This window comes from Ruegeria sp. ABV4_181, from assembly GCF_056158465.1.
In genome coordinates, this window is the sequence record NZ_JBSWTI010000002.1 from 3,683,929 (window position 1) to 3,695,571 (window position 11,643).

Here is an 11,643-nt window from a genome sequence, read left to right on the forward strand (position 1 = left end):
TCCTCAATAAGCGACCGAAGGCAGCCAGGTTGCAAGTGTCGGCCACAGGAAGACCAGCGCCAGACCGGTCAGCTGTAGCAGTACAAAGGGGATGATACCTTTGTAGATATGCGTCAGCTTGATCTCGGGCGGGCAGACGCCTTTCAGGTAGAACAGCGCAAAACCAACCGGCGGTGTCAGGAAGCTGGTCTGCAACGTCACCGCGACCAGGATCACGAACCACACCAGCGCCGGTTCGTCCAGAACGCCAAAGCCGGGAATGTCGATGCCCAGACCATTCACGATCGGGCGCATCAGGGGCAGCACGATCAGCGTGATCTCGATCCAGTCCAGAACAAAGCCCAGCAGGAAGACGATGAACAGGATGAACAGGATTGTGCCATTGGCCCCGAAACCGGTGGACTGCACCACATGTTCGATCAACTCATCGCCGCCCAGTTCCCGCAGAACGTATGAGAACACGGTCGCGCCCAGGAAGATCGCGAAGATATAGGCGGTCGTGTTGAAGGTCGACACCAGCACGTTCCACAGTTTCTGGAAGGTCAGCTTGCGATAGCCCAGCGCCAGCAGAGCAGCCCCCAGCGCACCGATGCCCGAGGCTTCGGTCGGTGTGGTCAGGCCCGCGAAGATCGACCCAAGAACGGCGAGGATCAGCAGCAGAGTCGGGATGACGGCTATCAGAACGTCCTTGACGGCGGCCCAGTCCGGGGCCTTGGCACCTTCGGGCACGGGGGCCGCATCATGCTTCACCAGCGCGAGAATGAAGATGTAGGTCAGGTAAAGCCCACCGATGATCACACCGGGAAAGACCGCAGCCATGAACAAGTCTCCGACCGACAGGGCCATCTGGTCGGCCATGATCACCAGCATGATCGACGGCGGGATCAGGATGCCCAGCGTGCCGGACGCCGAGACCACACCCGCGGCCAGCGTCGGCTGGTATTTCTGCTGCATCATTGAAGGCAGAGACAACACGCCCAGCAGCACAACGGAGGCACCGATGATGCCCGTAGAGGCGGCCAGAATGATCCCGATCAGGGTCACTGTGATCGCCAGACCCCCGCGCACAGTTCCGAACAGGCGCTGCATCGAGGACATCAGACGCTCGGCCACGCCGGACTCGTCCAGCATCAGGCCCATGAAGATGAACATGGGCAGAGCCACCAGAACCGCATTGGACATGGTCGCGTAAACCCGATTCACCACTGCGCCGAGGGTCAGATAGTCGAGCCCGGTAAAGGTACTCTCCAACCCGGTCCACAGCATCAGGTCGTTGTCGAACAGATAAGCCAGACCGCAATAGGCAACGCCGACACCGGCCAGAACCCAGGCCACCGGATATCCGGTGAACAGAAGCGCGATGAAGGTCAGGAACATCGCGATGACCAGCTTTTCCTCGGTCGTTTCGACAAGGAAAGTCAGGCCGACGCAAACGGCGGCAAACACAGCCAGCACCAGCAGGATACGGCGCAGCGGCGCGCCTTCGCGTTCCGATGCCGGCCCGTAGAGCAGCGCGTGCCCGTCATGGATCAGGCGCGCCAAAGCCGCCAGCGCCAGAAGAACGAAGCTGATCGGAATAACCGCCTTGAATGCCCAGCGCGCAGGCAGGCCGGTGGGGCTGTCCGAGCGTTCATTGACGCGGAAGCTTTCGTAGAAATAGTCATAACCCTGATCGATCATCAAATAGATGAACGGGGTCAGCAGGGTCAGGATGCCGATCACTTCGATCACCCGCTGCGCCCGGCGCGACAGTTGCATGTGCAGGACATCGACGCGCACGTGGCTGTCGGTGATCAGTGCGTAGGAAATGCCGATCATCGTGACCAGCCCGTAGAAATGCCACTGAACCTCATCCAGCTTGGGATAGTTCTGGCTGAACAGATAACGCAGCGAGACCTGCGAGAAGATCGCTGCGATCAACAGCACGTTTGCCCACATCACGACATGTCCGACGGCTTTGACACCTGTGTCGATGGCGGTTGCGATTTTCTGGCGGTCGGTATCGGGATGTTCCAGCAGCCCCTCATAGGCTGCGACCGGATCGTTGAGGTTCTTTTGCGTGGCCATGGTGGTTCCTCGCTCAGGTGACCGACGATGGGCGGCTGGAATATTGCAGGCCCTAAGGTCAGGAAATTGATCCGGGGCGGCAGAGCTCACCGCCCCGGATGCGTCAGAAGCTCAGGTTACTGACGCGGGAGGAAGGCGTTCGTTTTCCAAAGATCGTAGCCTTCGCGGAACTCGGTCATGTCGGCCAGAACTTTCGCGAAGAATGCGTCATTGGCGGCCTCTTCGGCGGCAACCTCCTGCCAGGTGGCGCGGAAGGTATCCAGCATCTCGGGCGACCATTGCTTGATAGTGACACCGTTGTTTTCGACATTGTCGATCAGCGCCGCGTGCTGGATCGCCTCACCTTCGGCAAAGCTGTCGGCCATCGAAGCCTTGCAGGCATTTTCGATGATCGCCTTGTGCTGATCGCTGGTCTCGTTCCAGACATCCTTGTTGATCATCAGCTCAAACACGGTCGCCTGCTGGTGCCAGCCTGGGAAGTAGTTGAACTTCACCAGTTTATGAAAGCCCAGACGCGCGTCGATGGCGGGCATCGAGAACTCGGTCGCGTCGATCGCGCCCTTTTCCAGCGCCGGGAAAATCTCACCCCCCGGCAGCAGCGACGTGGCGACACCCAGTTTCTGCATGACTTTGCCACCCAGACCAAAGAAGCGCATCTTCAGACCATTGAGGTCCTCGGGCGAATTGATCTCGGTTGCGAACCAGCCCGAGGTTTCCGGCGCAATGACCGCACAGGGGATAACGTGAACGTTGTATCCTGCCTGGTCATACATCTCCTGATACAGGGACATGCCGTTGCCATAATAGAGCCATGCCATGTACTCGCCCGCCTCGGGTCCGAACGGCACAGCTGAAAACAGCGGCGCAGCGGGGATTTTTCCCGCCCAGTAACCGGCAGTTGTGTAGCCGGAATTGATTTTACCGGTGGACACGGCGTCAAGGATTTCGAAAGGCGGCACCAGTTTGCCGGGCTCGTACACTTTCATCTTCAGCGTTCCGCCGGACATCAGGTCCAGCTGTTCCGCAACGCGCGGAATCGGCGAACCCAAGCCCGGCAGTTCGGTCGAGAATGCGATCGGGGTTTTGAGCAGCAACTTGTCGGCAGCCACCGCGGGTGCCGCGATCAGACTGGCGGCCACGGCGAGGCTCGTCAGGGTCTTTTTCATGAATTCTCCTCCAGGGTCGGTCGGACGTAACGTCCGAGCATTTGGTGACGCTTTTCATCTGGCGCCTTAGTGGTAAATAAAGTTTACCAAGATGACCAGTCAACAACTTTATTTACCACTGGCTTGCGGTCATAGGATATAATTGATCCGGCTTGCGGTCGGTGAAAATACTGGTAATCAGTGCACGTAATTCATGGACACTCGTGAAATTTTGTTAAGCCTCATGATGTTAACAAAATGATCAATGCCAGATGCAAATTTTGGAAATATGTTGAAAAACCAATTCCCGCAGGTTATTTTTATTTACCAGTAGATCACTTCCGGATCACAACCTGTAAGGCGGCTTTTGATGACACCCACGGCGATTTTCGAACCGATCGGACACGAATCACTCGCCGACGCGGTGGTGGCACAGATCGAGGATCTGATTGCTTCCGGCATTCTGAAGCAGGGGCGCAAACTGCCGTCGGAACGCGATCTGGCCGAAATGCTGCGGGTGTCGCGCCCGAAACTGCGCGAGGCGCTGCATACGCTGGAAGAACGCGGCCTTGTCACGACGCAACATGGCGAAGGAACCTTTGTCGCGGCGCTGACAGGCAGCGCGATGCTGCCTGCCCTGCTGGCCCTTTATGAACGCCATGAGCCCGCATTTTTCGATTACCTTGAGTACCGCCGCGAGCAGGAAGGCTTTGCGGCCCGGCTTGCAGCCCGACGGGCCACCACAGCGGATAAGGAACGGATTGCCGAGATCCTGTCCGAGGACGAACGCGCGTGGCGCGAAAGCGATCCAATCGCCTCACGCGAAGCCGATTTCGCGCTGCATGCCGCAATCGTGGATGCCAGCCAGAACGCGACCCTGATCCATATGATGGCCTCGATTTACGAGCTTACGCGCCAGGGCGTGTTTTATAACCGCGAGTTTCTGAAAACGATCGACGGGACCGGAAAATTGCTGATGGAACAGCACCGGGCGCTTGGAAAGGCCGTGATCGAAGGCAATGAAGACAGGGCCGAAAAAGCGGCGCATGATCATATCGACTTCGTCGAGGAATCCTTCAAGCTGGGGATTGAGCGCCGCCGCCGCGAGGCTATGGCGGAAAAGCGGCGCATGCTGTCGGATCACCCTGCCCCGGCATCCCCCTCCGGGTCGCGGTAAGCGCCAAGCCACCCGTTCCGCTGCATTCCACACGCCATGGGGAAGGCTTTACCCAATCTGACAAGTGCCGTAATCAATATCAGCACTGTGACAGGGAGGCGGAAATTGTCGGAGGCTTCGTCAGACGGGCGCCTGAAACTGGCATTGGTCGCCCACGACGCCAAGAAGGATCAGATGGTCGACTGGGTGCATTGCCACGCGGATCTACTGAGACGTGCCAGCCTGTTTGCCACCGGAACCACCGGCTCGCGCATCGTTGAGGCGCTGCCGGACCTTGATGTCACCTGCCTGAAAAGCGGCCCGCTGGGCGGCGATCAACAACTGGGCGCAATGATCTGTGAAGGCAGGTTGGACGGTCTGCTCTTCTTTATCGACCCAATGTCGCCCATGCCACACGATGTGGACGTCAAGGCCCTGAGCAGGCTGGCGATTGTCTACGATCTGCCCTTCGCAAGCAGCCCAAGCACCGCAGGTTTCGTTCTGAAGGGGCTCGTGAGTGCAAATCCGTAGCGGTGCCACGGGCGATCAATTTTCGCCACAGGTAGCAGACAGGGCGCGACAGCTACTCGCCGAAGTCGAACTCAACCGCCAGACGCACGAAAGCAACCAAGATACAGGGTAATGGCGGAGACGAAGGGATTCGAACCCTCGAGACGGTTTCCCGCCTACTCCCTTAGCAGGGGAGCGCCTTCGACCACTCGGCCACGTCTCCGCCGACGGGTATATCCTTGCAAGCGACGGGAATACAAGGCGAAATATGTGTTTTGTGAGCGGAGTTGGCAAATTTGCTGAAGCCGTTGAAATCATGGTGAAACCCGGTCGATTCTTGCGGGTTTGGCGTCGTCAGCGCTGAGAATTATTCCATACGAACTCGGGAAGCGCCTGGGCAGTTCCAGCCCGTAATACACTTCCCAACGTCGCGAATCCCGGTTGTGGGATTCACCGCACAATGCGGGCGGGTGTAGGCGGGCTATTCCAGTGAGACCCACAGCACCGTCGCGTCTGCCTCGCTGGTTGAAATGCAACCATGCCCCATGCCGCTGTCATAATACAGAGAGTCCCCCGCCTTCATCGGCAACGGGCGGTAATGTTCGGAAATAAAAATCAGCTCTCCGCTTATGACATACATGAATTCCTCACCGGAATGGCGGATCCAGGTCTCGAACTCGGAAATGTCCCGGGCTTTGATGGTTGCGATATAGGGCAGCATTCGTTTGCTGGTCAGGTCAGAGCACAGCAATTCGTGCAGATAGGTTGGCGTATCACGGAATTCGCCCTGCCCCTTTGGTGTAAAATCACGCCGACCAGAGATCCCGGATTGCCCCGATTGCAAAAACAGTTGGGGCGTATTCATGTCCAGCGCCTGCGTCAGCCGCCGAACGATGTCGAAACTGGGCCGTGTCTGATTGTTCTCGATCTTGGACAGGGTGGAACGACCGATTCCGGCGGCCCGACCCGCCTCTTCCAGCGTCCAGCCTTTCGCGCGGCGCGCATCGCGAATGGAACGGCCCAGGGCCGCGCCCTCGTCCTGATCCTCTGGTCCGGCCGCGTCAATCCGGTGTTCTTCAGCCATCAATATCTCCGTGTTTTACCGAAGGTTACCGATATCCCCTTGATCGCACAACTTCACAAATACGAGAAATATGTTGCCTTATGTACGCAAATTCCACTATAGGAAACAAAATTTCGTACTGAGGATTCGGTGCTGTTGGAGGAGAACATGTTCAAAACGCCGCTTATTGAAGCTGATCCGGTTATCGCTGCGTCGATTGCGCGTGAAGGCACACGACAGGCCGAGCAGATCGAATTGATTGCGTCCGAGAACATCGTCTCTCAGGCGGTGATTGACGCGCAGGGTTCCGTGCTGACCAACAAATATGCCGAAGGGTATCCCGGTCGCAGGTATTACGGCGGATGCGAATTTGTGGACGAGGTGGAGGCCGAAGCGATTGTACGGCTGAAGCAGTTGTTCGGCTGCGAATATGCCAATGTGCAGCCGCATTCCGGCGCTCAGGCGAACGGTGCGGTCAAACTGGCGCTGTTGAGCCCCGGAGATACAATCCTTGGCATGTCGCTGGATGCGGGTGGGCATTTGACCCATGGTGCAAAGCCCGCGCAGTCCGGAAAATGGTTCCGCCCCATTCAGTATGGTCTGACCGATGCGGGCCTGATCGACTATGATCAGGTCGAAGCTTTGGCCAAAGCCGAAAAGCCTAAGATGATTATTGCGGGCGCGTCGGCCTATTCGCAAAAGATCGACTTCGCCCGCTTTCGCGCAATTGCGGATGAAGTTGGCGCCTGGTTGTTGGCAGATATGGCCCATATTGCCGGGCTGGTCGCAACCGGCCTGCACCCCTCGCCGGTCGGCCACGCCCATGTGGTGACGTCCACCACGCATAAGACCCTGCGCGGCCCGCGCGGCGGGATCATCCTGACCAATGACGAGGCGCTGGCGAAAAAGATCAACTCGGCAGTGTTCCCTGGCCTGCAGGGCGGCCCCCTGATGCATGTGATCGCCGGCAAAGCTGTTGCGTTTGGCGAGGCCCTGAAGCCGGATTTCAAAGACTATATCCAGCGTGTGGTCGACAGCGCATCGGCTCTGGCCAATGTCATGATGGCGCGCGGCTGTGACATCGTTTCGGGCGGGACCGAGAACCACCTGATGCTGGTTGATCTGCGCCCGATCGGCGTCACTGGCAAGGACGCCGAAGCCGCGCTGGAACGCGCCGGGTTCACCTGCAACAAGAACAGCGTGCCCGGCGATCCCGAGAAACCTACCGTCACCAGCGGCATCAGATTGGGCACCGCCGCCGGATGCAGCCGCGGCTTCGGCCCGGAGGAGTTCAAGCAGATTGGCCACCTGATCGGTGACGTACTGGACGCTCTGGTGCAGTCGCCCGAAGGCGATGAAGCGGTCGAAAAGGCAACCCGAGAAAAAGTCCGCGCCCTCTGCGCAAGCTACCCGATCTACTGAAAGACACCAAAATGACTTATGACCTTATCGTCATTGGCGGCGGCCCGGGCGGCTATGTTGCGGCCATCCGCGCGGCCCAGCTGGGGCTGAAAGTGGCCTGCGTCGAAGGGCGCGGGGCGCTTGGCGGAACCTGTCTGAATGTGGGGTGCATCCCCTCCAAAGCGTTGCTGACCTCCTCGGCCAAATATGCCGAACTTGCGCATCTCTCCTCCCACGGCATTGCGGTCGAGGGGGCCAGCATCGATCTGGGCGCGATGATGGGGCGCAAGGACAAGATCGTGGGTGATCTGACCAAAGGCATCGGCTTTCTGTTCAGGAAAAACGGCGTCGATCTGATTGAAGGCTGGGCCAGCATTCCCGCCGCCGGTCAGGTGAAAGTCGGCCAAGACATCCATGAAGCCAAAAGCATCCTGATCGCGACCGGCTCGGAACCAACTTCGCTGCCGGGGATCGAGATCGACGAGCAGGACATCCTGAGCTCAACCGGCGCGCTGGCCATGGACACCGTGCCGGACCATCTGGTCGTGGTTGGTGCCGGGGTGATCGGTCTGGAACTCGGTCAGGTCTGGGCGCGCCTGGGGGCCAGGGTCACCGTTGTCGAATACCTCGACCGCGTTCTGCCCGGCATTGACGGCGAAGTCGCAAAGCTGGCGCAGCGCGCCCTGTCCAAGCGCGGCCTGAAGTTCCAGCTGGGCCGGGCGCTGAAATCCGTCGTCAAATCTGAATCCGGTTTGACACTGACACTGGATCGGGTCGGCAAAGACAAGGAAGAGGCGATCGAGGCCGACAAGGTCCTGATCGCCGTCGGACGCCGCCCGGTGACGCGCGGGCTGGGGCTGGAAGATCTAGGGGTGGCTCTGGACCCGCGCGGATTTATTCAGGTGGATCGTGCTTTCCAGACTTCGGTTCCGGGCATCTACGCCATCGGCGATTGCGTGCCCGGCCCGATGCTGGCGCACAAGGCCGAAGAGGACGGCGTGGCCTGTGTCGAAACGCTGGCAGGTCAAGCCGGCCATGTGGACTACAACGCCGTGCCCGGCGTCGTTTACACCGACCCCGAGGTCGCCTCGGTCGGTCTGACCGAAGAGATGCTGAAAGAGGCCGGGACCGAATATACGGTTGGCAAGTTTGCCTTCATGGCCAACTCGCGCGCGCGCTCCACCGGAGACACCGACGGCGCGGTAAAGGTCCTGGCGGGCGCAGACGGCAAAATCCTTGGCGCACATGTCTGCGGTGCCCATGGCGGCGATTTGATCGCCGAGCTGGTTCTGGCCTTGACCAAAGGCGCAACTGTCGCCGAGGTCGCAGCCACCTGTCACGCGCATCCGGCCATGGGTGAGGCGGTGAAAGAAGCCTGCCTCGACGCCCTGGGCCGCGCGATCCACGCATAAGGGAAGACAGCCAGATGACCATCCAGCTTCGCCCCCGCCACCCCGAAAAGGCCAGAAAGGCCGACAGTGCCATCCCGCGCAAGCCCAAGTGGATTCGCCGCAAAAAGATCGAAAGCTCGGAATATTACGAGACCCGCCGCCTGATGCGCGAGCATAATCTGGCGACGGTGTGCGAAGAGGCCGCCTGCCCCAATATCGGTGAATGCTGGTCCAAGCGTCACGCCACGATGATGATCATGGGCGAGGTCTGCACACGCGGCTGTTCCTTCTGCAACGTAGCGACCGGGCGACCCGACGCGCTGGATGTGTTCGAACCGGGCCGCGTCGCGGCAGCGGTCAAGAAGCTGGGCCTGCGCCATGTTGTGATCACCTCGGTTGACCGCGATGATCTGACCGACGGCGGGGCGGAACATATCGCCCAGACCATCCGTGCTGTACGCCATCAGAACCCCGGCACCACGGTCGAAGTGCTGACCCCCGACTTTCTCGGCAAGGGCGACGCGGCAGATGTTGTGTTCGACGCCGCGCCGGACGTGTTCAACCACAATCTTGAAACCGTCCCGCACCTGTACCCGACCGTGCGCCCCGGCGCGCGGTATTACACCTCGCTGCGCCTACTGGATGATGCCAAGCGCGCCAATCCCGAAATTTTCACCAAGTCCGGCCTGACGGTCGGGTTTGGCGAAAGCCTGAACGATATTCGCCAGGTCATGGATGACCTGCGTGCGGCGCAGGTCGATTTTCTGACCGTTGGTCAGTATCTGCAACCGACCCCGAAACACCATCCAATCGACCGGTTCTGGACACCGGAGGAGTTTGCCCAACTGGAACAGATCGCGCGTTCCAAGGGCTTCTTGCACGTGTCGGCGACCCCGCTGACCCGTTCGTCGTTCCACGCGGACGAAGACTTTGCCGCCCTCAGGCAAGCTCGCCAGCAGGCGATTGCCACCGGGGCATAAACCAGACGCACTAGGGAGGAATACCATGGAAGCGTTAAATTCAATCGTAGGGGCCATCAATGGCGTCGTGTGGGGGCCGCTGATGCTGGTCCTCATCCTTGGCGTCGGCTTTTTCCTGCAGGTAGGGCTGAAATTCATGCCGATCCTGCGCATTGGCACGGGCTTCAGCCTGCTGTTCAAAGGCCGTGAGGGTCAGGGCGAAGGGCAGATCAGCCCGTTCAACGCGCTGATGACGTCGCTGTCGGCGACCATCGGTACGGGTAACATCGCCGGTGTCGCCACTGCTGTCTTCCTGGGCGGTCCGGGCGCCTTGTTCTGGATGTGGATGACCGCCCTGGTGGGCATGGCCACCAAATATGCCGAAGCTGTCTGCGCGGTGAAATACCGCGAGAAAGACGAGTTGGGCAACTTTGTCGGCGGCCCGATGTACTACATCAAGAACGGCCTCGGTGCGAAATGGGCCTGGCTGGGCGTTGCATTTGCCCTGTTCGGTGCAATCGCGGCTTTCGGCATCGGCAACGGTGTGCAGGCTAACGGTGTTGCTCAGGTTCTGGAATCGAACTTCGGCGTGAACACTTCGGTCACCGGCATTGTTCTGATGGTCCTGACCGCAGCCGTCATTCTGGGCGGCATCACCCGCATCGGTGCGGTTGCCGGTAAGCTGGTTCCGTTCATGGCAATTGCCTATATCATCGCCGGTCTGCTGGTTCTGCTGATCAATATCGCGGAAATCGGCAACGCGCTGTCGCTGGTCTTCACCTATGCCTTCACCCCGTCGGCCGCCGAAGGTGGTTTCGCGGGCGCCGCCGTCTGGGCCGCCATCCGCTTTGGTGTGGCACGCGGTGTGTTCTCGAACGAGGCGGGTCTGGGGTCTGCTCCGATCGCACACGCAGCGGCCGAGACCAAAGGTCCGGTCAACCAGGGCCTGATCGCGATGCTGGGCACGTTCATCGACACCATCATCGTCTGCTCGATCACCGGTCTGGCGATCATCGCGTCGGGCGCATGGACTTCAGGTGAATCCGGTGCGGCGCTGACCTCGCTGGCCTTTGCAAACTCGCTTCCGGGCGGCGGTCACCTGATCGCAATCGCGCTGTCGATCTTCGCCTTCACCACCATCCTTGGCTGGTCGTTCTACGGCGAAAAATGTGTCGAGTTCCTGCTGGGCGTCAAATCCCTGATGCCGTACCGCGTGCTGTGGATCGTTGCGATCTACTTCGGCGCAACCGCGGATCTGGGCTTCATCTGGCTGCTGGCGGACACGCTGAACGCCATGATGGCCATCCCGAACCTGATCGCTCTGGCCCTGCTGAGCCCGATCGTCTTCAAACTGACGAAAGAGTTCTTCGCCTCGGGCGGTCAGTCCGAAGAACCCGGTGGCACACCCGCCGAGTAATCCGGGCAATGACTGAAACGGGGGGCCATCCCGGCCCCCCGGACTTTGAACAAAATCCCAATTCTCGAAGGAGAGGCGTGATGGCCACGAAAATCCTGCTGCCGATTGATCACACTGACGACCGTTCATGGAAACAGGCCCTGCCGGTCGCTTTGGAACAGGCGAAATTCTACGGGGCGGAACTGCATGTGGTTGCCGTCATCCCCGAAATCATCCAGCTGCCGAACCTGCCCGCCAATTATGGCGCTGGCGCCAAAGAACATGTGCGGGGCGCGGTTCAGGCCATTCTGGATCACGGCAATGCCCCGGACGTGTCGGTTCACGTCGAAGAAGGCAGCGTCTACCGCGAAATTCTGAAGCTCGCTTACAAAGAGGGCTTTGACCTGATCGTCATGGCATCGACCAAAGGCGACTTTCCGAATTATGAGATCGGCCCGAACCTGGCCCGTGTCGTGCGCAACGCGCATTGCACCGTTATGGTCGTTCGCGACCAGTCCCGCTGAATGAAAGGATGATGAAATGACCGACGTTAAA

The 11,643-nt window shown here is 59.6% G+C and carries 10 protein-coding genes and 1 tRNA gene; 7 read left to right on the forward strand and 4 right to left on the reverse strand.

The window, feature by feature from the left end:
* Positions 1-3: 3 nt before the first annotated feature.
* Positions 4-2,067, reverse strand: a complete 2,064-nt coding sequence (locus ACXAC3_RS18430) for a TRAP transporter large permease subunit (protein WP_475163287.1) — start codon at positions 2,065-2,067, stop codon at positions 4-6.
* A 116-nt stretch (positions 2,068-2,183) separates the two neighbouring features.
* Positions 2,184-3,233: a TRAP transporter substrate-binding protein gene (locus ACXAC3_RS18435; RefSeq protein WP_475163289.1), complete on the reverse strand. Its 1,050-nt coding sequence runs from the start codon at positions 3,231-3,233 to the stop codon at positions 2,184-2,186.
* Between the two features lie 349 nt (positions 3,234-3,582).
* On the opposite strand from ACXAC3_RS18435, the gene ACXAC3_RS18440 reads away from it, so the two are divergent.
* Positions 3,583-4,389, forward strand: a complete 807-nt coding sequence (locus ACXAC3_RS18440) for a FadR/GntR family transcriptional regulator (RefSeq protein ID WP_475163292.1) — start codon at positions 3,583-3,585, stop codon at positions 4,387-4,389.
* Between the two features lie 105 nt (positions 4,390-4,494).
* On the forward strand, positions 4,495-4,899 hold the full coding sequence (locus ACXAC3_RS18445; RefSeq protein WP_475163295.1) for a methylglyoxal synthase: 405 nt from the start codon (positions 4,495-4,497) through the stop codon (positions 4,897-4,899).
* 112 nt (positions 4,900-5,011) lie between these two features.
* On the opposite strand, the gene ACXAC3_RS18450 is transcribed toward ACXAC3_RS18445, so the two are convergent.
* Positions 5,012-5,101: transfer RNA gene (locus ACXAC3_RS18450), tRNA-Ser, on the reverse strand.
* Positions 5,102-5,359: 258 nt separating this feature from the next.
* On the reverse strand, positions 5,360-5,962 hold the full coding sequence (locus tag ACXAC3_RS18455; RefSeq protein WP_475163298.1) for a helix-turn-helix domain-containing protein: 603 nt from the start codon (positions 5,960-5,962) through the stop codon (positions 5,360-5,362).
* A gap of 147 nt (positions 5,963-6,109) precedes the next feature.
* Between ACXAC3_RS18455 and glyA the strand changes: the two genes are divergently transcribed.
* The 5 genes from glyA to ACXAC3_RS18480 all read left to right on the forward strand — a co-directional run bounded on the left by glyA (position 6,110) and on the right by ACXAC3_RS18480 (position 11,612).
* Positions 6,110-7,363: a serine hydroxymethyltransferase gene (glyA, locus tag ACXAC3_RS18460; protein ID WP_475163299.1), complete on the forward strand. Its 1,254-nt coding sequence runs from the start codon at positions 6,110-6,112 to the stop codon at positions 7,361-7,363.
* A gap of 11 nt (positions 7,364-7,374) precedes the next feature.
* Entirely contained in the window at positions 7,375-8,754 is a 1,380-nt protein-coding gene (gene lpdA / locus ACXAC3_RS18465; RefSeq protein ID WP_475163301.1) for a dihydrolipoyl dehydrogenase, read from the forward strand.
* 14 nt (positions 8,755-8,768) lie between these two features.
* Positions 8,769-9,713 carry a lipoyl synthase gene (gene lipA, locus ACXAC3_RS18470; protein WP_475163303.1) on the forward strand — a complete coding sequence of 315 codons (945 nt, stop codon included), beginning with the start codon at positions 8,769-8,771 and terminating at the stop codon, positions 9,711-9,713.
* Between the two features lie 25 nt (positions 9,714-9,738).
* Entirely contained in the window at positions 9,739-11,109 is a 1,371-nt protein-coding gene (locus tag ACXAC3_RS18475) for an alanine/glycine:cation symporter family protein (RefSeq protein WP_475163306.1), read from the forward strand.
* Positions 11,110-11,189: 80 nt separating this feature from the next.
* The gene (locus tag ACXAC3_RS18480; RefSeq protein WP_475163308.1) at positions 11,190-11,612 is read left to right on the forward strand and encodes a universal stress protein; all 423 of its coding nucleotides are present in this window, start codon (positions 11,190-11,192) and stop codon (positions 11,610-11,612) included.
* Positions 11,613-11,643 lie beyond the last annotated feature (31 nt).